General features: G+C 59.8%; 25 protein-coding genes. 19 read left to right on the top strand and 6 right to left on the bottom strand.

Features of this window, described 5'->3' with window-relative positions:
- The first annotated feature begins 45 nt into the window (after window positions 1-45).
- The 4 genes from alc (at window position 46) to ACLK1G_RS19880 (ending at window position 4181) form a co-directional block, all read left to right on the top strand.
- Window positions 46-1041: an allantoicase gene (alc, locus tag ACLK1G_RS19865; RefSeq protein ID WP_420766975.1), complete on the top strand. Its 996-nt coding sequence runs from the start codon at window positions 46-48 to the stop codon at window positions 1039-1041.
- A gap of 120 nt (window positions 1042-1161) precedes the next feature.
- Window positions 1162-1665 carry an ureidoglycolate lyase gene (locus tag ACLK1G_RS19870; RefSeq protein WP_025214983.1) on the top strand — a complete coding sequence of 168 codons (504 nt, stop codon included), beginning with the start codon at window positions 1162-1164 and terminating at the stop codon, window positions 1663-1665.
- 51 nt (window positions 1666-1716) lie between these two features.
- The gene (locus ACLK1G_RS19875; protein WP_420766976.1) at window positions 1717-3012 is read left to right on the top strand and encodes a urate hydroxylase PuuD; all 1296 of its coding nucleotides are present in this window, start codon (window positions 1717-1719) and stop codon (window positions 3010-3012) included.
- Between the two features lie 383 nt (window positions 3013-3395).
- Window positions 3396-4181, top strand: a complete 786-nt coding sequence (locus tag ACLK1G_RS19880) for an outer membrane protein OmpK (RefSeq protein ID WP_420766977.1) — start codon at window positions 3396-3398, stop codon at window positions 4179-4181.
- Window positions 4182-4395: 214 nt separating this feature from the next.
- On the opposite strand, the gene ACLK1G_RS19885 is transcribed toward ACLK1G_RS19880, so the two are convergent.
- Window positions 4396-5556 carry a patatin-like phospholipase family protein gene (locus ACLK1G_RS19885; protein ID WP_420766978.1) on the bottom strand — a complete coding sequence of 387 codons (1161 nt, stop codon included), beginning with the start codon at window positions 5554-5556 and terminating at the stop codon, window positions 4396-4398.
- A gap of 35 nt (window positions 5557-5591) precedes the next feature.
- Complete coding sequence (locus tag ACLK1G_RS19890) at window positions 5592-6524, bottom strand: lipid A biosynthesis lauroyl acyltransferase (RefSeq protein WP_420766979.1); 933 nt, start codon at window positions 6522-6524, stop codon at window positions 5592-5594.
- 118 nt (window positions 6525-6642) lie between these two features.
- Between ACLK1G_RS19890 and minC the strand changes: the two genes are divergently transcribed.
- The 7 genes from minC (at window position 6643) to ACLK1G_RS19925 (ending at window position 12117) form a co-directional block, all read left to right on the top strand.
- Window positions 6643-7377, top strand: a complete 735-nt coding sequence (gene minC / locus ACLK1G_RS19895) for a septum site-determining protein MinC (protein ID WP_420766980.1) — start codon at window positions 6643-6645, stop codon at window positions 7375-7377.
- Window positions 7378-7577: 200 nt separating this feature from the next.
- On the top strand, window positions 7578-8390 hold the full coding sequence (gene minD / locus ACLK1G_RS19900; RefSeq protein WP_025214989.1) for a septum site-determining protein MinD: 813 nt from the start codon (window positions 7578-7580) through the stop codon (window positions 8388-8390).
- Window positions 8390-8644 carry a cell division topological specificity factor MinE gene (minE, locus tag ACLK1G_RS19905; protein WP_039594520.1) on the top strand — a complete coding sequence of 85 codons (255 nt, stop codon included), beginning with the start codon at window positions 8390-8392 and terminating at the stop codon, window positions 8642-8644. Before minD ends, minE begins: the two co-directional genes overlap by 1 nt.
- Before the next feature lie 99 nt (window positions 8645-8743).
- A complete protein-coding gene (locus tag ACLK1G_RS19910; protein ID WP_420766981.1) occupies window positions 8744-9379 on the top strand; it encodes an RluA family pseudouridine synthase in 636 nt (211 codons plus the stop codon).
- A 136-nt stretch (window positions 9380-9515) separates the two neighbouring features.
- On the top strand, window positions 9516-10358 hold the full coding sequence (locus tag ACLK1G_RS19915; RefSeq protein WP_420766982.1) for a protein kinase family protein: 843 nt from the start codon (window positions 9516-9518) through the stop codon (window positions 10356-10358).
- Window positions 10359-10440: 82 nt separating this feature from the next.
- Complete coding sequence (locus ACLK1G_RS19920; RefSeq protein ID WP_420766983.1) at window positions 10441-11730, top strand: M18 family aminopeptidase; 1290 nt, start codon at window positions 10441-10443, stop codon at window positions 11728-11730.
- A 204-nt stretch (window positions 11731-11934) separates the two neighbouring features.
- Window positions 11935-12117 (top strand): hypothetical protein, encoded by a 183-nt coding sequence (locus tag ACLK1G_RS19925; RefSeq protein ID WP_420766984.1) that lies wholly within the window; start codon window positions 11935-11937, stop codon window positions 12115-12117.
- Between the two features lie 7 nt (window positions 12118-12124).
- Here ACLK1G_RS19925 and ACLK1G_RS19930 read toward each other — a convergent pair whose 3' ends face one another.
- Window positions 12125-12850, bottom strand: coding sequence for a UTRA domain-containing protein (locus tag ACLK1G_RS19930; RefSeq protein WP_420766985.1), 726 nt, complete (start codon window positions 12848-12850; stop codon window positions 12125-12127).
- A gap of 349 nt (window positions 12851-13199) precedes the next feature.
- Between ACLK1G_RS19930 and ACLK1G_RS19935 the strand changes: the two genes are divergently transcribed.
- The 6 genes from ACLK1G_RS19935 to ACLK1G_RS19960 all read left to right on the top strand — a co-directional run bounded on the left by ACLK1G_RS19935 (window position 13200) and on the right by ACLK1G_RS19960 (window position 18570).
- Entirely contained in the window at window positions 13200-14267 is a 1068-nt protein-coding gene (locus ACLK1G_RS19935) for an ABC transporter substrate-binding protein (RefSeq protein WP_420766986.1), read from the top strand.
- A 180-nt stretch (window positions 14268-14447) separates the two neighbouring features.
- Window positions 14448-15254 (top strand): alkaline phosphatase family protein, encoded by an 807-nt coding sequence (locus tag ACLK1G_RS19940; protein ID WP_420766987.1) that lies wholly within the window; start codon window positions 14448-14450, stop codon window positions 15252-15254.
- A 5-nt stretch (window positions 15255-15259) separates the two neighbouring features.
- Entirely contained in the window at window positions 15260-16096 is an 837-nt protein-coding gene (locus tag ACLK1G_RS19945) for an ABC transporter permease (RefSeq protein ID WP_420766999.1), read from the top strand.
- Window positions 16083-16883 carry an ABC transporter permease gene (locus tag ACLK1G_RS19950; protein ID WP_420766988.1) on the top strand — a complete coding sequence of 267 codons (801 nt, stop codon included), beginning with the start codon at window positions 16083-16085 and terminating at the stop codon, window positions 16881-16883. Before ACLK1G_RS19945 ends, ACLK1G_RS19950 begins: the two co-directional genes overlap by 14 nt.
- A complete protein-coding gene (locus tag ACLK1G_RS19955; RefSeq protein ID WP_420766989.1) occupies window positions 16880-17869 on the top strand; it encodes an ABC transporter ATP-binding protein in 990 nt (329 codons plus the stop codon). The genes ACLK1G_RS19950 and ACLK1G_RS19955 overlap by 4 nt, the downstream gene beginning before the upstream one ends.
- Before the next feature lie 47 nt (window positions 17870-17916).
- A complete protein-coding gene (locus tag ACLK1G_RS19960) occupies window positions 17917-18570 on the top strand; it encodes an HAD family hydrolase (protein WP_420766990.1) in 654 nt (217 codons plus the stop codon).
- Window positions 18571-18656: 86 nt separating this feature from the next.
- Here ACLK1G_RS19960 and ACLK1G_RS19965 read toward each other — a convergent pair whose 3' ends face one another.
- Window positions 18657-19619, bottom strand: coding sequence for a zinc-binding dehydrogenase (locus ACLK1G_RS19965; RefSeq protein ID WP_420766991.1), 963 nt, complete (start codon window positions 19617-19619; stop codon window positions 18657-18659).
- A 139-nt stretch (window positions 19620-19758) separates the two neighbouring features.
- On the opposite strand from ACLK1G_RS19965, the gene ACLK1G_RS19970 reads away from it, so the two are divergent.
- Window positions 19759-21837, top strand: coding sequence for a carboxy terminal-processing peptidase (locus ACLK1G_RS19970; protein ID WP_420767000.1), 2079 nt, complete (start codon window positions 19759-19761; stop codon window positions 21835-21837).
- Between the two features lie 130 nt (window positions 21838-21967).
- Window positions 21968-23755 (top strand): bifunctional diguanylate cyclase/phosphodiesterase, encoded by a 1788-nt coding sequence (locus tag ACLK1G_RS19975; protein ID WP_420766992.1) that lies wholly within the window; start codon window positions 21968-21970, stop codon window positions 23753-23755.
- A 157-nt stretch (window positions 23756-23912) separates the two neighbouring features.
- On the opposite strand, the gene ACLK1G_RS19980 is transcribed toward ACLK1G_RS19975, so the two are convergent.
- Both ACLK1G_RS19980 and ACLK1G_RS19985 read right to left on the bottom strand, forming a co-directional pair.
- Window positions 23913-24263, bottom strand: a complete 351-nt coding sequence (locus ACLK1G_RS19980) for a hypothetical protein (protein ID WP_420766993.1) — start codon at window positions 24261-24263, stop codon at window positions 23913-23915.
- Window positions 24260-25518, bottom strand: a 1259-nt coding sequence (locus ACLK1G_RS19985; RefSeq protein WP_420766994.1) for an RHS repeat domain-containing protein, incomplete at its 5' end; no start/stop codon positions are given. The genes ACLK1G_RS19985 and ACLK1G_RS19980, both read right to left, overlap by 4 nt.

Consider the following 25518-nt stretch of genomic DNA (forward strand, 5'->3'; position numbering starts at 1 on the left):
TCCTGCAAGCATCCCCAGCCAACTTATCAAAGGCAGACAAGAAGAATGAAAGCTTACGCCGTACCGTTCGAAAAGTTCGTCAACCTGGCCGACGCCCGCCTGGGCACCAAGATCATCTCGGTCACCGACGACTGGTTCGCCGACGCCAACCGCCTGTTCCAGCCGACCCCGGCCGTGTGGAAGGAGGGCGTGTTCGATGACAACGGCAAGTGGATGGATGGCTGGGAGTCGCGCCGCAAGCGCTTCGAAGGCTACGACAGCGCGGTGATCCGCCTGGGCGTGCCGGGCTCGATCAAGGGCGTGGACATCGACACTTCATTCTTCACCGGCAACTACCCGCCATCGGCTTCCCTGGAAGCCTGCTTCCTGGCCGAAGGCGAGCCGGACGAAAACACCCAATGGACTGAAGTGCTGTCGGCCGTCGAGCTGCAAGGCAACAGTCACCACTACCACGAAATCAGCGACGAGCAAGCCTTCAGCCATCTGCGCTTCAACATTTATCCGGATGGCGGCGTGGCTCGCCTGCGGGTCTATGGTGTTCCGTATCGCGACTGGTCCGCCGTGGGCGACAACGAACAGATCGACCTGGCCGCCGCCCTCAATGGCGGGCGCGCCCTGGCCTGCTCCGACGAGCACTTCGGCCGCATGAGCAACATTCTCAACCCGGGCCGCGGCATCAACATGGGCGATGGCTGGGAAACCGCCCGTCGTCGCACGCCTGGCAATGACTGGGTAATCGTCGCCCTGGGCCATGCCGGTATCGTTGAACAAGTCGTCGTCGACACCCTGCACTTCAAGGGCAATTACCCGGACAGCTGCTCAATCCAGGGCGCATTCGTCAAAGGTGGCACCGACAGCCAGATCGAAACCCAATCGCTGTTCTGGCGCGAGCTGCTGCCGAGCCAGAAGCTGGAAATGCACGCCGAACACACCTTCGCCGAACAGATCAAGGCGCTGGGGCCAATCACCCATATCCGCCTGAACGTGTTCCCGGATGGTGGCGTGAGTCGCCTGCGGGTGCTTGGCAAGGTCGCTAAATAGCGGTGAAGCCAATCGCGAGCAGGGCTCGCTCCCACAGGGTATGCGGTCAAATGTGGGAGCGAGCCTGCTCGCGATAGCAATAGAACAGACAACAATGAATTCAAGGTAAAGAAGACCAGCATGCGCACTCTCAAGATCGAACCGTTGACCAAAGAAGCCTTCGCCCCGTTCGGTGACGTGATCGAAACCGACGGCAGCGATCACTTCATGATCAACAACGGTTCGACCATGCGCTTTCATCGCCTGGCGACGGTGGAAACCGCCACGCCGGACGACAAGGCGATCATCAGCATCTTCCGCGCCGACGCGCTGGAGATGCCACTGACCGTGCGCATGCTGGAGCGCCATCCGCTGGGCAGCCAGGCCTTCATTCCGCTGCTCGGCAACCCCTTTCTGATCGTGGTCGCGCCACTTGGCGATGCACCTGTATCAGGCTTGGTCCGCGCCTTCGTCACCAACGGCAGGCAGGGCATCAATTACCATCGCGGCGTCTGGCACCACCCGGTGCTGACGATCGAAAAGCGGGATGACTTCCTGGTGGTTGATCGCAGTGGCACAGGCAATAACTGCGATGAGCATTTTTTCAAAGAGGATGAGTTTTTGATCCTCGCCCCCCACCAATAAGAGAAGGTCCGATCACGCGAAAACAAGCGTGACGGGCGAGAGGTAAAGACTGTGGAAGCACATATGCTGGAATGGCTGAACCTGAGCATTCGCTGGGTTCATATGATCACTGGCGTAGCCTGGATCGGCGCGTCGTTCTACTTCGTCTGGCTGGAAAACAACCTCAATCGCGTCAACCCCAAGAGCGGCCTGGCCGGCGACTTGTGGGCCATCCACGGTGGCGGTATCTATCACCTGGAAAAATACAAACTCGCACCACCGGCCATGCCGGACAACCTGCACTGGTTCAAGTGGGAAGCCTACTTCACCTGGATGTCGGGCATCGCGCTGTTGTGCGTGGTGTTCTATTGGAACCCGACCGTCTACCTGCTGGCTCCCGGCAGCAGCCTGAGCGGCCCTGAAGGCGTCGCCCTGGGCCTTGGCTCGTTGTTGGTCGGCTGGTTCATCTATTCCTTTCTCTGCGATTCGGCCCTGGGCAAGCGCCCCGCCCTGCTCGGCCTGATTCTGTTCGTGCTGTTGATCGCCGCGGCCTATGGCTTCAGCAAGGTGTTCAGCGGTCGCGGCGCCTACCTGCATGTCGGTGCCGTCATCGGTACGATCATGGTCGGCAACGTGTTCCGCATCATCATGCCGGCCCAGCGTGCGCTGGTGGCGGCTATCGCCGAGAACCGCACCCCCGACCCGGCGTTGCCGGCCAAAGGCCTGTTGCGTTCGCGCCACAACAACTACTTCACCCTGCCAGTGCTGTTCATCATGATCAGCAACCACTTCCCAAGCACCTACGGCAGCCAATACAACTGGCTGATCCTGGCGGGTATCGCAGTGGCGGCGGTGTTGGTGCGGCATTACTTCAACACGCGTCATGACAGCAATCGGTTTGCCTGGACGTTGCCGGTGGGCGCCTTGGCGATGATCTGCCTGGCTTATGTCACCGGTCCCAAGCCGATGCCTGGCGCGCCGGAAGTCGCGAAGGTGCCCGGCGTGATCGAGTATCAGCCACTGCCGGAAACGGCGGTGGGCGGCGGCGCCAAACCCGCATTACCGGCGCAGGCGCCCGCGCCTGCCCAGGCTGCCAATGCCCAGGGCCCGTCATTCGATAAAGTCCACAGCGTGATCCAGGAACGCTGCTCGGTCTGCCACTCGGCCAAGCCCACCAGCCCGCTGTTCAGCGCGGCGCCGGGCGGGGTGATGTTCGATACGCCACAGCAGATCCAGCAGGAAGCCGCGCGCATCCAGGCCCAGGCCGTGACCACCCAGATCATGCCACTGGGCAATATCACCCAGATGACCCAGCAGGAGCGCGATCTGATTGGCGCCTGGATCACCCAAGGTGCACGGACCAACTAGTCCACCCGAGCAAGCCTCGATCCACAGCAATACCGCAGACAGGCAGACCGGCACACGCCGGTCGCCCGTCAGCGGCCGCCTGCGCCTCAACAATAACAACAAGAGGAAAGCACCCCATGCACACGTTCCACACTCACGCCCCGCATCCGTTGCCCATGCGCTGTCGCAACGCACTTGAGCCCCTCCATGCAAGCCCGTATCCTGCGCGGCCGTTCGAATCCGGACGTCTCCAAATAACAATCGGATCCTGACCGACGCCGCTGTTTTCAGCTCTTGTCACAAACAAAAAGCTGACCGAACGGATGTTTATCCGTAGAAAAAGCGCCACACCAGAGCGCTAACGACAAGAAAAGCGATACCACTTACCTTTGGGAGCAAACCGAATGAAACGCACGTGCACCAATCTGATCGTTGCGGGATCTTTGTTGGCAGGGGGACAGGCCGTGGCAGGCGACCTGCTCCAATGGCAGAGCAACAGTCTGAGCTACCTGTATGGCAAGGATTTCCAGATCAACCCACGTATCCAGCAGACCGTGACGTTCGAGCACGCCGATGCGTGGAAATACGGCGACAACTTTTTCTTCCTCGACCGGATCTTCTACAACGGCCAGGACGACAGCCAGTCCGGCCCGAATACCTATTACGGCGAGTTCAGCCCACGCTTGTCGTTCGGCAAGATTTTTGACCAGAAGCTCGAACTGGGTCCGATCAAGGACGTGCTGCTGGCGATGACCTATGAGTTTGGCGAAGGCGACAACGAGTCTTACCTGATCGGCCCGGGTTTGGACCTGGCCATTCCCGGTTTCGATTATTTCCAGCTCAATTTCTACAACCGCCAGACCGAAGGCTCGCGTGCCGGCGACAACGTCTGGCAGATCACACCGGCCTGGGCCTACACCGTGCCCGTGGGGTCGTCCGATATCCTGATCGATGGTTTTATCGACTGGGTCGTGGACAACGACACCAACTCAAAGGGCACCTACCACGCCAACCTGCACATCGTCCCGCAGATCAAATATGACTTGGGCAAGGCCTTGAAACTGGGCGCCAAGCAACTGTATGTCGGTGTGGAATACGATTACTGGAAAAACAAATACGCGATCGAAGACAGCGGTAGTTTCAAGACCAACCAGAGCAATACCAGTTTCTTGCTGAAGTACCATTTCTGATTTACACACATAGAAGGTTCCATTGTGGGAGCGAGCTTGCTCGCGATGGCGGTGGGTCAGCCTGCCCAGATGCTGGATGTGCCGCCCTCATCGCGAGCAAGCTCGCTCCCACATGGGCTGCATGCCAACCGCAGGTTTGGCATCAACTGCAAATCCCTGTGGGGGCGAGCCTGCTCCGGGCGGCGATCCGACGAAAGCGGTGGATCTGCTTGCATCACTCCTGAGCCAAGCCCAGGAACCGGCTCAACGCCTCACGCTGCGCCAACGCATCCTGGCGCCCCAGTTCGATCAACTCGCCGCAGTACCCCGCCTCGAACAGCAGATAGCTCAACACCCCAGCCCCGCTGGTCTTGGTCGCGCCCGGCCCGCGCAGGAACACCCGCAACGCACGGGGCAGTTCCTGGCGATGACGGGCGGCGATCTCGTCGATCGGTTGGCTTGGCGAAATCACCAACACCTCCACCGGTGCCGCACCGAGGGTATGGGCAGGCACGCCCTCGGGCAGGAGGTGACTGAACTGGTTGAGGCGCCCAAGCAACTCGATGTCGCTTTCCAGGCTGTCGATGAACGTGCTGTTGAGCATGTGTCCGCCGATCTGCGCCAGGGTGGGTTGCTGGCCGGTGTAGCTGCGCTCCTGGGGCGTTTGCCCACCCGCGCCGCGGGGGTTGCCACTGACGCCGATGACCAACACACGATTGGCCCCCAGGTGCAGGGCTGGACTGATCGGCGCCGATTGGCGCACCGCGCCGTCGCCGAAGTACTGGGGGCCGATCTTGACCGGTGCGAACAGCAAGGGGATCGCGGAACTGGCCAGCAGATGCTCCACCGACAACTGCGTCGGGACACCGATGCGCCGGTGCCGCAACCAGGCATCTATAGTGCCGCGACCTTGATAGAACGTCACCGCCTGTCCGGACTCGTAGCCGAACGCGGTCACCGCCACCGCTCGCAGCTGGTGCTCGGCGATCGCCTGCTCGATACCCGACGCATGGAATTGTGCCCGGAGCAATTCGCGCAACGGTGAACTGTCGACCAGCGCCACCGGCAACTTGGCCCCCAGGCCCAACAGGCTGTGCGTGATGAAACGCGTCGCCTGGACGAGCACGCCACGCCAATCGCTGCGCATCACCTGGTGGCTGCGCACCGCTTGCCAGAACGCCGTCAGCCGCTCGATGGCGCTTTTGAAATCCATCGCACCGCTTGCCAGGCTGACCGCGTTGATCGCGCCAGCCGACGTGCCGACGATCACCGGGAACGGGTTGTCTGCGCCGTCTGGCAATAGCTCGGCGATGGCCGCCAATACGCCCACCTGATATGCCGCTCGAGCCCCGCCGCCGGAAAGAATCAAACCTGTTACCGGTTCAGCTGGGGTCATCGCGTTGCTCCGTGCTCAGTCAATTAGGCTACATTTCAACCGCGTTTTTCGTACAACTTCGGCTCACCCGGCGGACGGGTCTTGAAGCGCCGATGGGCCCAGAGATATTGCCCGGGGCATTGGCTGACCGATTTTTCTACCCACTGGTTGATGCGAATGCAATCGGCTTCCTCGGTCTCCCCCGGAAAATCCTCCAGCGGCGCCTGGATCACCAGACGATAGCCGCTGCCATCAGCCAGGCGCTCCTGGACGAACGGCACGACCAGTGCCTTGCCCAAGCGCGCAAATTTGCTGGTGGCGGTGACCGTCGCCGCCTGGATGCCGAACAATGGCACGAATACACTTTGCTTGGCGCCGTAGTCCTGGTCCGGTGCATACCAGATCGCCCGGCCCGCGCGCAGCAATTTGAGCATGCCGCGCACATCATCGCGTTCCACCGCGAGGGAATCGAGGTTGTGCCGTTCGCGACCGCGGCGCTGGATATAGTCGAACAACGGGTTCTTGTGCTCGCGGTACATGCCATCGATGGTGTGCTGTTGGCCCAACAACGCCGCGCCGATTTCCAGCGTGGTGAAATGCAGCGCCATCAGGATCACACCCCGGCCCTCGCGCTGGGCCTGCTTGAGATGCTCCAACCCTTCGACATGGGCCAGCTTCGCCAGGCGCGAACGCGACCACCACCAGCTCATGGCCATTTCGAAGAACGCGATGCCGGTGGAGGCGAAGTTTTCCTTGAGCAAGCGCTTGCGCTCAGCGGCGGACTTCTCGGGAAAACACAGTTCCAGGTTGCGACTGGCGATGCGCCGCCGGTCGCCGGCCACCCGGTACATCAGCGCGCCCAGCGCCCGGCCGATCCGCAGCAGCAACGGATACGGCAACTGAACGATCAGCCACAACAGCCCCAGGCCGCACCACAGCAGCCAGAAACGCGGATGAAAAAATGCAGCTCGAAGACGCGGGCGATCCATTACAGCTTCCACAAAGACTTGGGCCGCGCATTCTACATTGTTCGACCCGGGTTGCGGCTGACGGGCGATCTCGTTATAAGTCTCGGCACTTTTAGTGACAAGTCGTTGTACGCCGACCATGAGCCAAACCGAACCGCTAGACCAAGATCCCGTGTTCCAGCTGAAGGGCAGCATGCTCGCCATTACGGTGCTGGAACTGGCCCGTAACGACCTGGAAGGTCTTGACCGGCAGTTGGCGGCGAAAGTCGCCCAGGCCCCGAATTTTTTCAGCAATGCCCCCCTGGTACTGGCACTGGACAAGCTGCCTGCCGGCGAAGGTTCAGTGGACTTGCCTGGCCTGATGCGCGTCTGCCGCCAACACGGCCTGCGCACGCTGGCGATCCGCGCCAGCCGCATCGAAGACATCGCCGCCGCCATCGCCATTGACATCCCGGTGTTACCGCCTTCCGGTGCTCGTGAGCGGGTGCTGGAACTGAGCCCGGCCGAACCGAAGAAACCCGAGAAACCAGCAGAGCCCACCGTCAAGCCAACCCGTGTGATCACCACGCCGGTACGCGGCGGACAGCAGATTTATGCCCAGGGTGGCGATCTGGTCGTCGTGTCCTCGGTCAGTCCGGGCGCGGAACTTCTGGCCGATGGCAACATCCATGTATACGGCCCGATGCGCGGCCGTGCGCTGGCCGGTGTCAAGGGCGACACCAAGGCAAGGATCTTCTGTCAGCAGTTGAGCGCCGAACTGGTCTCCATCGCCGGGCATTACAAGGTTTCCGAGGATTTGCGTCGCGACCCGTTGTGGGGGGCTGGCGTCCAGGTCAGCCTGTCGGGCGACGTGTTGAACATCATTCGGCTTTAACGGATACTGCCGCATTTTCCAAGCATCTCTAAAACGTAGCGAAAACAGCTTAACGACGTAGGAAAAAGGATCAGGCAGTGTTTACCAGAAGTAGACCCGGCCCAATGTCCTATTCCAGCCAAGCCTGTGCAGTTGCAGCAGTTTTCCAGAGATGTTTTTCAGGGGCTGACAAAGTCCTTTTTCCTTAGGGGTGAAACACCTTGGCCAAGATTCTCGTGGTTACATCCGGCAAGGGTGGTGTGGGTAAGACCACCACCAGCGCCGCTATCGGTACCGGCCTCGCCTTGCGCGGCCACAAAACAGTCATCGTCGACTTCGACGTCGGCCTGCGTAACCTCGACCTGATCATGGGTTGCGAGCGTCGCGTGGTCTATGACTTCGTCAACGTGGTCAATGGCGAAGCGAACCTGCAACAAGCCCTGATCAAGGACAAGCGCCTTGAGAACCTGTACGTGCTGGCCGCGAGCCAGACCCGCGACAAAGACGCGCTGACCCAGGAAGGCGTGGAAAAGGTGCTGATGCAGCTCAAGGAAGACTTCGAATTCGTGGTCTGCGACTCCCCGGCCGGTATCGAAAAAGGTGCCCACCTGGCCATGTACTTCGCTGACGAAGCGATCGTCGTGACCAACCCGGAAGTGTCGTCGGTGCGTGACTCCGACCGCATGCTGGGCCTTCTGGCGAGCAAGTCCCGTCGCGCCGAGCAGGGCGAAGAGCCGATCAAGGAACACTTGCTTCTGACCCGCTACAACCCTCAGCGCGTCAGCGACGGCGAAATGCTCGGCGTCGAGGACGTCAAGGAAATCCTGGCGGTCACCCTGCTGGGCGTGATTCCAGAATCCCAAGCGGTACTCAAGGCCTCGAACTCCGGCGTGCCGGTCATTCTTGACGACCAGAGCGACGCTGGCCAGGCGTACAGCGATGCAGTCGATCGCCTACTGGGCAAAACCGTCGAACATCGATTCCTCGACGTCACGAAGAAAGGTTTCTTCGAGCGCCTGTTTGGAGGTAGGTAATGAACCTTTTTGACTTCTTTCGTGCCAACAAAAAGCCAAGTACCGCCTCGGTCGCGAAAGAGCGTCTACAGATCATCGTGGCGCACGAACGCGGCCAACGCAGCACCCCTGACTACCTGCCGGCCTTGCAGAAGGAACTGGTGGAAGTGATCCGCAAATACGTCAACATCGGCAACGATGACGTGCATGTGGCGCTCGAAAGCCAGGGCAGCTGCTCGATTCTGGAACTCAATATCACCCTGCCGGATCGCTGATCGACCCTGCGGGAGCCACGGCGGCTCGGGCCCTCTCCTCTCCCCCTGGGACTGGAGAAGGGCCCGAGCCGCCGTTGCCGTTTGTTACGAGACTGTTTAATGCCCCTGTCCAACATCCGCATCCTCCACCAGGACGCCGCCGTACTCGTGGTCGACAAGCCGACCCTGCTCCTGTCCGTGCCTGGCCGGGCGGACGACAATAAAGATTGCCTGATCACTCGCCTGCAGGAAAACGGCTATCCGGAAGCGCGAATCGTGCACCGGCTCGACTGGGAAACCTCCGGCATCATCCTGCTGGCCCGCGATCCGGATACCCATCGCGAACTGTCCCGCCAGTTTCATGACCGCGAAACCGAAAAAGCCTACACCGCGTTGTGCTGGGGCCAGCCCGAGCTGGACAGTGGCAGCATCGATCTGCCCTTGCGCTACGACCCACCGACCAAGCCCCGTCACGTCGTGGACCATGAGCACGGCAAGCATGCCCTGACGTTCTGGCGTGTACTCGAACGTTGCGGCGACTGGTGTCGGGTCGAACTGACGCCTATCACCGGACGCTCACATCAGTTGCGCGTGCACATGCTGTCCATCGGTCATCCGTTGCTGGGCGACGGACTCTATGCCCATCCGCAGGCATTGGCGGCCTGGCCGCGCCTGTGCCTGCACGCCAGCATGCTCAGCTTTACCCATCCGCAGAGCGGCGAGCGCTTGCGCTTCGAGTGCCCGGCACCGTTCTGAACAAGGGATCAAACGAAGTCAAGCCTTCTGGCGATACGCGCCAGAGGCCTCGACCGGGACACCGTGTGTAGGAAAAGTCTTCACATTCAATGGAATATGCTTAAGATGGTGGCATTTAGCCAAGGCCAGGACGCCCGTGCCAGATTCTCCACCGCTTCAGCAAGACTACCGTTATACCTTCCGCTTCTTGAATACGGATTTACATCTACGGGACGAACCTTGTCATCGCACCGAGCAAGCGCTGCGCCAGCTCATCATCAATCGCCGCAAGCGCGCGGTGACCAGGGCGACGGCAATCATTGCGGGCAGCAAACAGGCTTTGTTTGCCAAGGTCCAGCGCCTGGGCAGTTGGCGAAGCAAAGTACGCGTCACATTGGGCGCCCCCCAGCGCAACGGGCGCTTTGACTGGCCACTGGAAGAGCTGCAGAACACGCTGCTGGCCCAGCATCGCGGCGTCCGGATGCCGACGCTCCAGGGGTTTGGCTACACCAGGAGTGGATTAGGCCTGGCCCAGGATTACTTCCTGATCACCGAGTTGCTGGAGGATTACACCGACGGCGCAAAATGGCTGGCGGAACATCCCGGACAGATTGAAACATTCACCCACAAAGCCTTCGAACTGCTGGATTCCCTGACAAGCAGGAACATAAGCCACATGGATTTCTGGGCTGGCAATCTCATGCACCCGGCTGATCCACAACGTCCGCTGATGGCGATCGATTTCGAGAACTGTTTTTCCGGGCCGACGCCGTTTCACAGCGAAACACTCGGCTTCCAGCTCGGGTTCCTGTACCACCGTGAAATCTACCGGTACATCACCGAAGCACGGTACGACAGCCTGGTCGAGGAATACCTCGATCGCAAGCCAACGGTCTCGATGGAAAACTTCAACAAGGTGTATCAGGTCAGCAAGCACTGCCACCTGGGCCGCAAGGAGCGCCGAGAAGTGTTCCTGCAAGGCCGGCTCCTGCTTGACTGAGCCATTCGGGGCGTGGCATTGGGCCCTGCTATGTCGCTGCCTGATGGGGTAAACTCGCGCCCATTGCTGTCTGGAGTTATTTATGCGCGCAGAGTTGAACCAGGGCCTGATCGACTTCCTCAAGGCCTCCCCTACCCCGTTCCATGCTACCGCCAGCCTTGCCCAGCGCCTGGAGGCGGCGGGTTACCAGCGTCTCGATGAGCGCGAAACCTGGGCCACCGAGGCCAACGGTCGCTATTACGTCACGCGCAACGATTCCTCGATCATCGCTTTCAAACTGGGTCGCAACTCTGCGCTACACGACGGCATCCGCCTGGTCGGCGCCCACACCGACAGTCCTTGCCTGCGGGTCAAGCCCCAGCCGGAACTGCAACGTCAGGGGTTCTGGCAACTGGGCGTGGAAGTGTACGGCGGCGCACTGCTGGCGCCGTGGTTCGACCGCGACTTGTCGCTGGCCGGCCGCGTGACCTTCCGCCGTGACGGCAAGGTCGAGAGTCAGCTGATCGATTTCAAGGCGCCGATCGCCACGATTCCAAACCTGGCCATTCATCTCAACCGTGAAGCCAACCAAGGCTGGGCGATCAATCCGCAGAACGAGCTGCCGCCGATCCTCGCCCAGTTTGCTGGCGACGAACGCGTCGACTTCCGCGCCGTGCTCACTGACCAGTTGGCCCGGGAACACGGCTTGAACGCCGACGTGGTGCTCGATTACGAGCTGAGCTTCTATGACACCCAAAGCGCAGCGGTCATCGGTTTGCATGGTGATTTCATCACCGGCGCGCGACTGGACAACCTGCTCTCCTGCTATGCCGGCCTGCAAGCCTTGCTGACCGCCGACACCGAAGAAACCTGCGTGCTGGTGTGCAACGACCACGAAGAGGTCGGTTCTACTTCGGCGTGTGGCGCGGACGGCCCGATGCTCGAACAGACCCTGCGCCGTCTGCTGCCCGACGGTGAAGATTTCGTACGCACCATTCAGAAATCCCTGCTGGTCTCCGCAGACAACGCCCACGGCGTACACCCCAACTATGCCGACAAGCACGACGCCAATCATGGCCCCAAGCTCAACGCCGGCCCGGTGATCAAGGTCAACACCAACCAGCGCTACGCCACCAACAGCGAAACCGCCGGCTTCTTCCGCCACCTGTGCATGGCCGAAGAAGTACCGGTGCAGAGTTTCGTGGTGCGCAGCGACATGGGTTGCGGCTCGACCATCGGCCCGATCACCGCCAGTCAACTGGGTGTGCGCACCGTGGACATTGGCCTGCCGACCTTTGCCATGCATTCGATCCGCGAACTGTGCGGTAGCCAAGACCTGGCGCACCTGGTGAAAGTGCTGAGCGCGTTCTACGCTTCTCGCGAGTTGCCATAAACCTTCGTGGCGAGGGAGCTTGCTCCCGCTGGGTGGCGCAGCCACCCCAAACCGGTTTTGCCACTGCTGCGCACTGGAGCGCGAGCAAGCTCCCTCGCCACAAGGGTATCCAGCGAAAGGTCTGGATAACTCATGACACACCTCACCACACCCCAAGCAAACCCGAACTAGACTGACCTTATCCCTCCCGACAAGGCCGTCGCAATGATTTCCATGTCCTCGTTCAACGCCATGCTCGTGCCCATCATCGCCGGCATGATCCTGCTGGCCATTGGCTTCAACTTCCGAGACAAAAATGTCGGGGTGTTCGCCATGTGGATCGGCATGTTGCTGATCCTTATCACAGTGCTGTTCAGGATTATGGCGAAGCTCAACGAGTCCTCCTGAATACGCCTCAGGCGGGTTGTTCCGGCACGTCCACGCCAACGTGGATCGCGTCGTGCCGCCAGAATTCCAAGTCACAATCGATCAGCCGTTGGTGCTGGTCATAGTTGACCCGAGCAATCCGCAGCCCGGGGCTGCCGACCGACACTTTCAGCGCCGCCGCGGCCTCGGGTTGCAGCGAGGTAGGCACGATGTCGAATTTCACCCGGCCGTAATGCAAGTCGTAATGGCGGGCGTACAGCTCGGTCATGGACTGGTTGAGATCGAACGCGAGAATGTCCGGAAAGTACGACGGGTTCAGATAATGCTCCACATAAAGCACCAGTCGTTCATCGATACGCCGGGTGCGACAGATCTGGATGACGCTGGACAGCGCCGGCAGTTGAAGCCAGGCGCAGATTGCCGCCGAGGCGGGTTGCAAGCGGGCCGATATGACTTCGGTGCGCGGCACCCGGCCTTGAGCGGCAACCATCGCGTGGAAATGGCTGCGCTGCATCAAATTGTAGGCCAGCCGCGGTGGCGAAACGAACCAGCCCCGACGTTCCTCGCGGTAAATCTGCCCTTGGGCTTCCAACTGCAACAATGCCTCGCGCACGGTAATCCGAGTGGTGCCGAACAATTCGCTGAGTTTGCGCTCGGCTGGCAATTTGTTGCCGGCCGCCAGCAAGCCGTGGTCGATCTGCTCTTGCAGAACTTGTCCGATGGATGTCACCGCTTTGGTTGCCTCAACGCGCATCAACGTTACCTATCTGGACTAGACCAGCACTGTTTCGGGGCGGGATCTTTGCCGCTTCGATCCGTATCGCATGCCTGCAAGCCTAGGCGCTGAGCATGACTGAGAGATGACACAACCGCTGAACGGTCTATTTACTGGCTTGCAATTAAACGGCCAAGTCCTTGCAGATCAGTTGTTTACTCATGGTCTACGCTTATGACGCAGCGACCCTACGTGAGCCCGACGATTGCTGGCGCGCTTGCAGTCGACATCAAAATGTCATGGGAGACACCTACATTGGCTCAGGTATTGCTGACCTAGACCAACACAACCGCAATCGCAGCGTTGAAAACGCCCATAGGAGCTTCGGATGAAACAGCTTTTCCTGGCATCACTGTTAGGCTCGACCATTGCCATGTGCACCGCCGCCATGGCCGCTGATACTGATCTGAAAACACTGGAAGCCGCTGCGAAAGCGGAAGGCGCCGTAAACAGCGTCGGCATGCCCGATGACTGGGCGAACTGGAAAGGCACCTGGGACGACCTGGCCAAGCTCTATGGCTTGAAGCACATCGACACCGACATGAGCTCCGCCCAGGAAATCGCCAAATTCGCGGCCGAGAAAGACAACGCCAGCGCCGACATCGGCGACGTCGGTGCCGCTTTCGGCCCGATCGCGGTCAAGCAGGGCGTGGTCCAGCCCTACAAGCCAAGCACCTGGGAGCAAGTGCCGGACTGGGCCAAGGATAAGGACGGCAACTGGGCCCTGGCCTACACCGGCACCATTGCCTTCATCGTCAACAAGAAGCTGCTGCATGGCTCCGACGTCCCGACCAAATGGGCCGACCTGAAAACCGGTAAATACAAAGTCTCGATTGGTGACGTGAGCACCGCTGCCCAGGCGGCGAACGGTGTACTGGCCGCGGCCCTGGCAAACGGTGGCGACGAGAAAAACATCAAGCCCGCGCTGTTGATGTTCGCCGAGATTGCGAAGCAAGGGCGCCTGTCCATGGCCAACCCGACCATTGCCACGATGGAAAAAGGTGAGGTCGAAGTCGGCGTGGTCTGGGATTTCAACGGCCTGAGCTACAAGGCCAAGATGGCCAACCCGGATGACTACGTCGTGTTGATCCCGTCCGACGGCTCGGTGATCTCCGGCTACACCACCATTATCAACAAATACGCCAAGCACCCGAACGCCGCCAAGCTGACCCGCGAATACATCTTCAGCGACGCCGGCCAGATCAACCTCGCCAAGGGCAACGCCCGCCCGATTCGCGCCGAGCACCTGAAACTGCCGGAAGAGGTCCAGGCCAAGCTGCTGCCGAACGAGCAGTACAAAGGCGTGACCCCGATCAAGGATGCGGATGCGTGGGAGAAGACCTCCAAGGCACTGCCGCAGCAGTGGAACGAAGAAGTCATCGTCGAGATGAAGTGAGGCGCTAGCTTCCACTCCCGGATCACCGCTGATCCATTGTGGGAGCGAGCTTGCTCGCGATGAGGGAGTGTCAGTCGACATGAATATTGGCTGACACACCGCAATCGCGAGCAGGCTCGCTCCCACATTGGACGCTTGGTGAACCCGGTTTTTTGGTTCTTGCCCGGAGTCCCGGTCCCCATGAAGCACAACGTCATCCTGGTGGTGCTCGACGGTCTCAACTACGAGGTCGCCCGGCATGCCATGGGACATTTGCAGGCGTATGTCGGCGCAGGACGCGCGGCGCTCTACAAACTGGAATGTGAATTGCCCGCACTGTCCCGCCCGCTCTATGAATGCATACTCACCGGCGTCGTGCCTATCGACAGTGGGATCGTGCACAACAACGTCTCGCGCCTGTCGAACCAGCGCAGCATTTTCCACTACGCCACCGAGGCCGGCCTGAGCACGGCGGCCGCTGCCTACCATTGGGTCAGCGAGCTCTATAACGTTTCGCCCTTCGTTGCCGGTCGCGACCGCCATACACATAACCCCGACCTGCCGATCCAATACGGCCATTTCTACTGGAACGACCACTACCCCGATTCCCACCTGTTCGCTGATGCCGAACACCTGCGGCAGCGCTACTTGCCGAATTTTCTGTTGGTGCATCCGATGAACATCGACGATGCCGGCCACAAGCACGGCCTCGACACTGCGCAATACCGCAACAGTGCCCGCTCGGCCGACATCAACCTGGCCGTCTACCTGCATGCCTGGCTCGACGCCGGTTACCAAGTGCTGGTGACGTCCGACCATGGCATGAACAACGATCGCTCCCACAACGGGCTGCTGGCGGAAGAACGGGAAGTGCCGCTCTTTGTCCTCGGGGATGGTTTCAGCCTGAACGCCGACGCGGCTCCCCTGCAAACCGAACTGTGCGGCACGATTTGCCAATTGCTTGGCATCGCCCACGACAAACCCTTTTGCCAGGAGTTGCTCAAGTGAACGCCATGACGCGCGGCAAATGGCTGGCAGCGTTGTGCCTGGTGCCCTTCGCGATATTCTTCATCGTCTTCCAGATCGCCCCGCTGCTCTGGGTGCTGGTCAACAGCCTGGAATCGGAAGAGTTCGGCTGGGGCCTGGCCAACTTCAGCAAGATCTTCAGTTCGAAGTTTTATCGGCAAGCGATCCAGCACAGCCTGGAAATCAGCTTCTGGTCCAGCGTGTTCGGCATCGTTATCGCCGTGCTCGGCAGCTACTCCCTGCGTCGGGTGGATTCGCGGCTGCGCAACTTCGTCAACGCATTCGCCAACATGACCAGCAACTTCGCCGGCGTGCCCCTGGCATTCGCCTTCATCATCTTGCTGGGGTTCAACGGCAGTATCACGATCATGCTCAAGCAGGCGGGCATCATCGAGGATTTCAACCTGTACTCGAAAACCGGGTTGATCATTCTCTATACCTATTTCCAGATTCCCCTGGGCGTACTGCTGCTTTACCCGGCGTTCGACGCGCTGCGTGAAGACTGGCGTGAGTCCGCCGCCCTGTTGGGCGCCAGCGGCTGGCAGTTCTGGCGGCACATCGGCTTGCCGGTGCTGACCCCGGCGCTGCTGGGCACGTTCGTGATCCTGCTGGCGAACGCTCTCGGCGCCTACGCGACGGTCTATGCATTGACCACCGGCAACTTCAACGTCCTGCCGATTCGCATCGCCGCCATGGTCTCCGGCGACATTTCCCTCGACCCGAACATGGCCAGTGCATTGGCCGTAGTGCTGGTGGCGCTGATGACTCTGGTAACCATCGTCCATCAATTGCTGCTCAAGAGGAGCTACCATGTCTCGCGCTGAATCGGGCTCCGTCGGGCTCTATCATCGAGCGGTGGTGTACCTGCTGTTCGCCATTCTGTTGCTGCCCCTGGTCGGGACACTGGTCTACTCCATCGCTAGCAGCTGGTCGGCCACCGTGTTACCCAGCGGCTTTACCTTCAAATGGTACGTGCAGTTGTGGAGCGATCCGCGCTTTCTCCATGCTTTCGGCCAATCGCTGGTCGTCTGTGTGGGGGCGCTGGTGCTCTCGGTGGTGCTGATCCTGCCGCTGCTGTTCGTGGTGCATTACCACTTTCCCAAGCTCGATGCGCTGATGAACATCCTCATCCTGCTCCCCTTCGCGGTGCCGCCGGTGGTGTCGTCGGTGGGGCTGTTGCAACTCTATGGTTCCGGGCCTCTGGCGATGGTTGGCACGCCGTGGATCCTGATCGGCTGCTATTTCACCGTCGCCCTGCCGTTCATGTACCGAGCAATCACCAACAACCTGCAAGCCATCAACCTGCGTGACCTGATGGACGCTGCCCAACTGCTCGGCGCCAGTACTTTCCAGGCCGCCCTGCTGGTGGTGCTGCCGAACCTGCGCAAGGGCCTGATGGTGGCGCTGTTGCTGTCCTTCTCGTTCCTGTTCGGCGAGTTCGTGTTCGCCAACATCCTCGTCGGCACCCGCTATGAAACCCTGCAGGTGTACCTGAACAACATGCGCAACAGCAGCGGCCACTTCACCAGTGCGCTGGTGATTTCCTACTTTTTCTTCGTACTGGTCCTGACCTGGGCGGCCAACATCTTGAACAAGGACAAAAGCCAATGAGCTACGTCAGCGTCCAACACCTGCAAAAAAGCTACGCCGGCACGCCGGTGTTCAGCGACATCAACTGCGAAATCCAGAAGGGCGAATTCGTCACCCTTCTCGGCCCCTCGGGCTGCGGCAAGTCCACATTGTTGCGCTGCATTGCCGGCCTGACGGCGGTGGATGACGGCAAGATCCTGCTGGACGGCCAGGACATCGTCCCGTTGAGCCCGCAGAAGCGTGGGATCGGCATGGTCTTCCAGAGCTACGCCTTGTTCCCGAACATGACCGTGGAACAGAACGTCGCCTTCGGCCTGCGCATGCAAAAGGTGGATGCCTCGGACAGCCGCCAGCGTGTACTGGAGATCCTGCGTCTGGTGGAGTTGCATGATTTTGCAGCGCGCTATCCCCACCAGCTTTCAGGAGGCCAATGCCAGCGTGTCGCCCTTGCCCGCTCCCTGGTGACCCGGCCGCGCCTGTTGCTGCTGGACGAACCCCTCTCGGCCCTCGACGCACGGATTCGCAAACACCTGCGTGAACAGATCCGACAGATCCAGCGCGAACTGGGCTTGACCACGATCTTCGTCACACACGATCAGGAAGAAGCCCTGACCATGTCTGACCGGATTTTCCTAATGAACCAGGGAAAGATCGTACAGAGCGGCGATGCCGAGACCCTTTACACTGCGCCAGTCGACGTCTTTGCCGCCGGCTTCATCGGCAACTACAACCTGCTGGACGCCGACAGCGCCACGAAGCTGCTGCAACGCCCAGTGAACGGTCGCATCGCCATTCGCCCGGAAGCCATCGAACTGAGTCGCAATGGAGAGCCCGATGCACTGATCCGCAGCCACAGCCTGCTGGGCAATGTCATCCGCTACCGGGTCGAGGCCCGTGGCGTGGAGCTGGTGGTCGATGTGCTCAACCGTTCGGCCGCCGACCTGCATCCTGACGGTGCGCGGTTGGCACTTTCCATCGATCCGTCGGCGCTGTGTGAGGTAGCCTGACGGCCTTGTTGATTTTTGAAGCTGATCTTGAAAAGGAAAACGCGCTGATGGCCCTGGCAATTTTTGATCTGGACGAAACCCTGATCCACGGCGACTGCGCCACCCTCTGGAGCGAACAGATGGGGCGCCTGGGTTGGGTCGATCCCGAGTCGTTCATGCGTCGCAACAACGAGCTGATGGATGCCTACAGCCACGGCAAATTGCGCATGGAAGAGTACATGGACTTCAGCCTGGAACCGATGATCGGCCGCACGCCCGAAGAGATCGAGCACCTGGTGACACCGTGGGTGGAAGATTTCATCGAGCCGATCATCTTCAGCGACGCCACCAAGGCCATCGCCGAACACCGCAAGGCCGGCGACCGGATCCTGGTGATCTCGGCTTCGGGCACGCACCTGGTCAAGCCGATTGCCGACCGCCTGGGCATCGATGAGATCCTGGCGATCGACCTCGAAGTGGCCCATGGGGTGTACAGCGGCAAGACCGTGGGCACCCTGACCTACCGCGAGGGCAAGATTTCCCGCTTGCTGGATTGGCTGGATGCCGAGGAAGAGAACCTCGAAGGCGCCAGTTTTTACTCCGATTCGCGCAATGACCTGCCGTTGCTGCTGCGGGTGGATTACCCGCATGTGGTGAATCCGGACCCGGTATTGAAAGCTCACGCTGAGTTGGCTGGCTGGCCGATTCATACCTGGAAGTGAAGCGGATCAACTCCAGAACACCTGAAGCGTTTGTGGCTTTGTGGCTTTGTGGCGAGGGAGCTTGCTCCCTCGCCACAGGGGACCGATCAGCTCAAGCTCTCGTCGATCACCAACACCAACTTCCCGGACACCTGATTGGTCGCCAGCTCCGCAAACGCCGCCTCGGCATCGGCGATTGCAAACGTCCTGGCCAGCTGCGGACTCAGGCGTTTATCGGTAAACAGCGGCCATACGTTCTGCCCCAATTCGCTGATCAAGTCAGCCTTGAACTGATCGTTGCGACTGCGCAGGGTCGAACCCAGCAGTTGGATGCGCTTGCCCAGCACCTGGGCCAGGTCGAGTTCGGTCGTGCGGCCGCCCATGAGGCCGATCAGCACCCAGCGGCCGTCAACTGACAAAAGTTTCACGTTGAGGCCGGCGTAGTTCGCGCCGACCGGATCGAGAATGACGTCGAAGGGCGCGAAGTCGTTCAGGCTGTTGATATCGTCGGTGCGAACCACGCCGCCCTGGGCCCCCAATGCTTCGCAATAGGCCAGGCGATCCGCCGAACCGACGCTGACCCAGCACGGGTTGCCAAACGCCTTGCAGAGCTGGATCGCCGCCGAACCGACGCCACTGGCGCCGGCATGCAGCAACACTTTTTCGCCTGGCCGCAGGCCGGCAAGCTGGAACAGATTCAGCCACGCGGTGCCGTAGACCTCAGGCAGCGCGGCCGCTTCGGCCATCGACAGGCCTTCCGGCACGGGCAAGACATGGCGGCCATCGACCACTACCTCTTCGGCCATTCCACCGCCAGCCAGCAACGCGCAGACGCGGTCACCGACCTGCCAGGAGGAGCCCGGCCCGACTTCACTGATCACTCCCGAACATTCCAGCCCCAACACCTGGCTCGCGCCGGGTGGCGGTGGATAATGCCCGGCTTTTTGCAGCAAATCGGCCCGATTCAGGCCGGCGGCAGCCACGCGGATGCGAACTTGGCCCGCATCGCAGGCCGGACTTGGCTCATCTGCCCATACCACTTGGCCTTCAACGCCTTGCAATGCTTTCACGGTGCCTCCATAGTGAGTCTCGACTGGGCCCGCTGCTATAACGCCGGGCTTTCTTGCATTATGCGCCCGGGCCACATGGAACCGGCGACTTCAAAGACGGCCTAATATGCGTTATCAATTGTCCCTGCGTCGAATCAGCATGAAGCACTTGTTCCCCAGTACTGCACTTGCCCTCTTCATTGGCCTCGGCGTTTCGACGCTTTCGAGCACTGCGCTCGCGGCCAACAGCTGGGACAAGCTTCAGCCCGATCGCGACGAGGTGATCGCCAGCCTTAACGTCGTTGAGTTGCTCAAGCGTCATCACTACAGCAAGCCGCCGCTCGATGACGCGCGCTCTGTCATCATCTATGACAGCTACCTGAAGCTGCTTGATCCGTCGCGCAGCTATTTCCTGGCCAGTGACATTGCCGAATTCGACAAGTGGAAGACTCAATTCGACGACTTCCTCAAAAGCGGCGACCTGAACGCCGGGTTCATTATCTACAAGCGCTACCTGGACCGCGTCAAGGCGCGCCTGGATTACGCCCTTGCCGAATTGAACAAGGGTGTCGACAAAATCGATTTCAATGCCAAGGAAACCTTGCTGGTCGACCGCAAGGACGCGCCTTGGCTCAAAAGTACGGCCGAACTCGACGACCTGTGGCGCAAACGCGTCAAGGACGAAGTGCTGCGCATGAAGATCGCCGGAAAGGATCCCAAGCAGATCCAGGAAACCCTGACCAAGCGCTACAAGAACCAATTGGCGCGTCTGGACCAGACCCGGGCCGAGGATATCTTCCAGGCCTACATCAATACCTTTGCAATGTCCTACGACCCGCACACCAATTATCTGTCGCCGGATAACGCGGAGAACTTCGACATCAACATGAGCTTGTCCCTGGAAGGCATCGGCGCGGTCCTGCAAAGCGACAACGACCAGGTCAAAATCGTGCGCCTGGTGCCCGCGGGCCCGGCGGACAAGACCAAGCAGGTCGGTCCGGCGGACAAGATCATTGGTGTCGCCCAAGGCAACAAGGAAATGGTCGACGTGGTCGGCTGGCGCCTGGATGAAGTGGTCAAGCTGATCCGTGGCCCGAAAGGCTCGGTGGTCCGCCTGGAGGTCATTCCGGCCAGCAATGCGCCAAATGACCAGACCAGCAAAGTCGTGTCCATCACCCGTGAAGCAGTGAAGCTGGAAGAACAGGCCGCGAAGAAATCGGTCCTGAAACTCAAGCAGGACGGCAAGAACTACAAGCTCGGCATCATCGAGATCCCGGCGTTCTACCTGGACTTCAAGGCTTTCCGCGCCGGAGATCCGGACTACAAGAGCACCACGCGCGACGTCAAGAAGCTGCTGACCGAACTGCAAAAGGAAAAGGTCGACGGCGTCGTCATCGATTTGCGCAACAACGGCGGCGGCTCGCTGCAAGAAGCCACCGAATTGACCAGCCTGTTCATCGACAAAGGCCCGACCGTGCTCGTGCGCAATGCCGATGGCCGGGTCGATGTGCTGGAAGATGAGAACCCGGGCGCATTCTACAAAGGCCCGATGGCCTTGCTGGTCAATCGACTGTCCGCTTCAGCCTCGGAGATTTTCGCCGGTGCCATGCAGGACTACCACCGCGCCTTGATCATCGGCGGCCAGACTTTCGGCAAGGGCACCGTGCAGACCATCCAGCCGTTGAACCACGGCGAACTGAAACTGACCCTGGCGAAGTTCTACCGTGTTTCCGGCCAGAGCACTCAGCATCAGGGCGTGTTGCCTGATATCGATTACCCGTCGATCATCGACACCAAGGAAATCGGTGAAAGCGCCCTGCCCGAAGCCATGCCGTGGGACACCATCCGTCCCGCGATCAAGCCGGCCGTGGACCCATTCAAGCCATTCCTGGCCCAGCTCAAGTCCGAACATGACACCCGCACCGCCCAGGACGCTGAATTCGTGTTCATTCGCGACAAGCTGGCCTTGGCGCAAAAATTGATGACCGAAAAAACCGTCACGCTCAATGAAGCCGACCGCCGCGCACAGCACGCCGACATCGAGGCCAAGCAACTGGCGATGGAAAACCTGCGTCGCAAGGCCAAGGGCGAAGAGCCGCTCAAAGAGCTGAAGAAAGAAGACGAAGACCTGATTACCGAGCCGGAAAAGACCAAGCCGGAAGATGATGCCTACCTGAGTGAAACCGGGCGAATCCTTTTGGATTACCTGAAACTCAACACGGCGGTCGCCAAGCACTGAGATGATGGCCATTTAATGGTGATGCTCGGCGGAGTGTCATCAAACTGACATCAGTCTGTCGTGAAATACAGGACCGGGCGCGCCCCAGCAGGGGTTGCGCCCCGTCCTTTTTTTATCGCCAGAGACTGCCATGACCACGATAGAACAGCTGGGTGCCTTGAGCTCGATCCTGAGTCAAAGCGGTTTGCACAGTCTGTTCCAACCCATCGTATGCCTCTCCGAACGACGCATCCTGGGTTACGAAGCGTTGACTCGCGGCCCGTCCAACAGCCCCTTGCACTCCCCTGTCGCATTGCTGTCGGTGGCTCGCCAGGCCGGGCGACTCAGCGAACTGGAGCTGGCCTGCCGTCGCAGCGCCTGCCAGCGCTTCAATGAGCAAAAACTGCCGGGCAAGCTGTTTCTCAACGTCTCGCCCGAATCCCTGCTTGAATCGGCACACCAGACCGGTCGTACGTTGCAGTTGTTGCAGGACTTCGGCATCCCGCCCAGCCAAGTCGTCATCGAACTGACCGAACAAACCCCGATCGATGATTTCCAGCTCCTGCAAACCGCTCTGCATCATTATCGGGCGATGGGTTTTTCCATTGCGCTGGACGACCTTGGCGCCGGTTATTCAAGCCTGCGGCTCTGGTCGGAACTGCGCCCCGATTACGTGAAGATCGACCGGCACTTCATCGATGGCATTCACCAGGACGCGCTCAAGCGAGAATTCGTGGGTTCCATCCTGAAAATCGCCCAGGCATCACGGGCCCAAGTGATCGCCGAGGGAATAGAACTGCCGGAAGAACTGGCCGTGCTGATCGAGATGGGCGTCGATCTGGTCCAGGGGTATCTGCTTGCCCGGCCCCAGGAACACCCGTGCCAGGATGCCAAAGCGCTGATGCCCCGGCAGGACAGCGGGGTGGTGCCTCTGGGCGATGAAGTGAGCGACCTCGGCGCCCTACTCAACGAACAACCGGCGGTGGCCCACGACACCCCGACGGCGGCAGTCCTGGATGCGTTCCGCCGCCAGGCCAACCTCAACTCCCTGGCAGTGTTGGATGACCGTGGCCAGCCGTGCGGCATCGTCCATCGTCATTCGCTTTCGGACGCGCTGCTCAAACCCTTCGCCACCGACCTCTTCGCGCGCAAGCCCATCAGCCGCCTGATGAGCGACGACTTCCTCGCGGTGGAACTCAACCAATCGTTGCAACAAGTCAGCCGCCTGATCACCAGCCGCGCCCGACAACGCATCGAAGAAGATTTCATCATCACCCTCAATGGCAGCTACATGGGATTGGGGCGCGTGATCGACGTGCTCAAGCTCATCACCGAACTGAAGATCCAACAGGCCCGCTACGCCAACCCGCTGACCTTGCTGCCCGGCAACGTGCCGATCCAACAATGCCTTACCCGCTTGCTGCAGCAGCGTCAGGAGTCGGTAATCTGCTACGTCGACATCGACAGCTTCAAACCCTTCAACGACATCTACGGCTACGGTCGCGGGGACGAAGTCCTACTGTGCCTGGCGCAATGCCTGAACGAACGCATCGACCCCAGCCGCGACTTCGTCGGCCACATCGGCGGCGACGACTTCCTACTGGTCCTCGGCCCGGATGATTGGCGCAAACGCCTGACCCAATTGTTGAACGACTTCCAGAACCACTGCCGCCGCTTCTACCGGCCCGAGCACTTGGAGGCTGGTTGTTTTACTGCGCTGAACCGACAGGGGGTGCGGCAGGAATTTGCGTTGCTGTCGCTGTCGATTGGGGTGGTGCACCTGCGCTCGGAGGCTTGTGCGGGGCTGGATGCCAGTCAGCTGGCCGAACTCGCTTCCCAGGCTAAGCACCATGCCAAGGAGATTGTTGGGGGGAGTTTGTATTTGATTAATGGTGCGATCGAGCAGGTACCGGTCCTGGAGTTGGGGCTGTCGGTGTGAAAATGGGTGCCTTCACCCCAACGGCATGGCAGCTACAAATCCTGTGGCGAGGGAGCTTGCTCCCGCTGGGCTGCGTAGCAGCCCCTCTTATGGAAAACGTTGTGTGTCTGGTTAATTGCGTAGGCTGTTTCTAGATTTATAACCAACCCTAACTTAATCAGATTGCCTCGGCTCTATACTTCATTAAAGAAGCCAGTAGAACCCTCATAAATCTGCGCTGATCTTCAACCTTCTGATCGAAGTATGTATCCAAATTTAAAAAAACTCTATCAAAACTGTCATCGCACCCTAAGAAATAGGCAAGAGTATCAATTAGTAAAATCTGCTCTTTTGAAGTGTGACATAAAAAATCCGGACGAATCAACAAGTCAAATAGCTGGCTCAATTCCTCGTCATCATTTACATTTTTTGAAGTTATTATTTCCTCACGCGCCACATCATTAGTATTCTCAATACTAAAAACAAAAAGCAACCCCCAAATACAGTGCAAATCAAACGGTTTTTTCATGTGCTCGGTCCTGTATAAGCTGTCTTAGGTAGGCCACTTGTATCAAGAATAACAATCGCCTTAGTTTGCTGTATATACTCCAAACCATCTCTTTTATAACCCTCACCAATTACCCGCCCCATTTCAATTGGTTCTTTAGACTCGGCGATTCCTGCTCGCCTGAAAATCAATTGAGCTCGATAAATAGCATTGAGCTGATCACGATGATTAAGGAAACGAGTTGCGGCAGACGGAATAGCAGGTAGCCCTGCATTACTTCCACTGTGATATACATCGATTTGCCCAGTGCCAGGATTTCGCCCTGTCGTAACGCGCTCCAACTGAGCCTCCGTAGTAGTCTGAGCGCCATGTTTCTGTAGGAAATGCGCGCCTGGTATCGATCGCTCCATCTCATCCAAACGCCGATAAGCATTCGCTTCCGCCAACGCATCAATCCGAGCCCTCCGCTGCTCCGCCGTCATCGGCAGCGCAGGCTCACCCTCATCCACCCCAACCTTAGTCGCCGGGTCTTGTTTACCAATGGCAGGTTTTTTACATCCGTCGCCAGGGCAACCTTCCAACCCCAACGGATCCACCCACCCCGTCGGGTTCAGGGTGTACCGATACCCATTCAACCCACCCGCCAGCTTGCTCGGATCCAGCGTCAAGTACCGCCCCGTCTCCGGATTGTAGTACCGGTGCCGGTTGTAATGCAGGCCGCTTTCCCGATCGTGGTATTGCCCCTGAAAGCGCAGCGGTTGCTCCAGGCGCTTGCCATCGCCGTGGCGCAGTTCGGTGAGTTTGCCGTAGCCGTTGTAGCGCGCGGCCCAGACGACTTCGCCTTGGTGGCTGGTCAGTTCCTGAGGGGTGCCGAGGTGGTCGAGGTGGTAATAGAACGGCGTGGCTTTTTCCGGCCCTGCGCCTTCCAGCAGGGCCAGGGGGCGGAAGGTGCCGGGTTCATAGACGTAGCTCTGGTAGTGACGGTCGCTGCCTTCAGCGATGACCTGGTCGCCCTGCCAGATGAATTCCGTGGTGAGGCCGTCCACGGTCTTTTCGATGCGTCGGCCGAAGGCGTCGTAGCGGTAGGACGTTTCGCTCCCGTCGGGGGTGGTGACACCGATGAGCCGATGTTGGCTGTCGTAGCGGTACTGCGTGACGAGGCACTGGGCATGGCCGCGGCGTTCGCGGACCAGGTTGCCGTAGGCGTCGTAGTCATAGTGACGATCGCCCTCCATCAGTAGACGGTTGCCCTTGAGGGTGGTCGGGCCGGGACGGT

It is taken from the genome of Pseudomonas algeriensis (assembly GCF_048847255.1).
Lineage (GTDB): Bacteria > Pseudomonadota > Gammaproteobacteria > Pseudomonadales > Pseudomonadaceae > Aquipseudomonas.

Excerpts from the sequence above, each read along its gene's own strand:
- alc (WP_420766975.1), top strand. The coding sequence starts at position 46 with ATGAAAGCTTACGCCGTACCGTTCGAAAAGTTCGTCAACCTGGCCGAC.
- ACLK1G_RS19960 (WP_420766990.1), top strand. The coding sequence starts at position 17,917 with ATGGCCCTGGCAATTTTTGATCTGGACGAAACCCTGATCCACGGCGAC.
- ACLK1G_RS19890 (WP_420766979.1), bottom strand. The coding sequence starts at position 6,524 with ATGGATCGCCCGCGTCTTCGAGCTGCATTTTTTCATCCGCGTTTCTGG.
- ACLK1G_RS19925 (WP_420766984.1), top strand. The coding sequence starts at position 11,935 with ATGATTTCCATGTCCTCGTTCAACGCCATGCTCGTGCCCATCATCGCC.
- ACLK1G_RS19910 (WP_420766981.1), top strand. The coding sequence starts at position 8,744 with ATGCCCCTGTCCAACATCCGCATCCTCCACCAGGACGCCGCCGTACTC.
- minE (WP_039594520.1), top strand. The coding sequence starts at position 8,390 with ATGAACCTTTTTGACTTCTTTCGTGCCAACAAAAAGCCAAGTACCGCC.
- ACLK1G_RS19940 (WP_420766987.1), top strand. The coding sequence starts at position 14,448 with ATGAAGCACAACGTCATCCTGGTGGTGCTCGACGGTCTCAACTACGAG.
- ACLK1G_RS19930 (WP_420766985.1), bottom strand. The coding sequence starts at position 12,850 with ATGCGCGTTGAGGCAACCAAAGCGGTGACATCCATCGGACAAGTTCTG.
- ACLK1G_RS19870 (WP_025214983.1), top strand. The coding sequence starts at position 1,162 with ATGCGCACTCTCAAGATCGAACCGTTGACCAAAGAAGCCTTCGCCCCG.
- ACLK1G_RS19885 (WP_420766978.1), bottom strand. The coding sequence starts at position 5,556 with ATGACCCCAGCTGAACCGGTAACAGGTTTGATTCTTTCCGGCGGCGGG.
- ACLK1G_RS19945 (WP_420766999.1), top strand. The coding sequence starts at position 15,260 with ATGACGCGCGGCAAATGGCTGGCAGCGTTGTGCCTGGTGCCCTTCGCG.
- ACLK1G_RS19935 (WP_420766986.1), top strand. The coding sequence starts at position 13,200 with ATGAAACAGCTTTTCCTGGCATCACTGTTAGGCTCGACCATTGCCATG.
- ACLK1G_RS19920 (WP_420766983.1), top strand. The coding sequence starts at position 10,441 with ATGCGCGCAGAGTTGAACCAGGGCCTGATCGACTTCCTCAAGGCCTCC.
- ACLK1G_RS19975 (WP_420766992.1), top strand. The coding sequence starts at position 21,968 with ATGACCACGATAGAACAGCTGGGTGCCTTGAGCTCGATCCTGAGTCAA.
- minC (WP_420766980.1), top strand. The coding sequence starts at position 6,643 with ATGAGCCAAACCGAACCGCTAGACCAAGATCCCGTGTTCCAGCTGAAG.
- ACLK1G_RS19970 (WP_420767000.1), top strand. The coding sequence starts at position 19,759 with ATGAAGCACTTGTTCCCCAGTACTGCACTTGCCCTCTTCATTGGCCTC.
- ACLK1G_RS19980 (WP_420766993.1), bottom strand. The coding sequence starts at position 24,263 with ATGAAAAAACCGTTTGATTTGCACTGTATTTGGGGGTTGCTTTTTGTT.
- ACLK1G_RS19955 (WP_420766989.1), top strand. The coding sequence starts at position 16,880 with ATGAGCTACGTCAGCGTCCAACACCTGCAAAAAAGCTACGCCGGCACG.
- ACLK1G_RS19950 (WP_420766988.1), top strand. The coding sequence starts at position 16,083 with ATGTCTCGCGCTGAATCGGGCTCCGTCGGGCTCTATCATCGAGCGGTG.
- ACLK1G_RS19880 (WP_420766977.1), top strand. The coding sequence starts at position 3,396 with ATGAAACGCACGTGCACCAATCTGATCGTTGCGGGATCTTTGTTGGCA.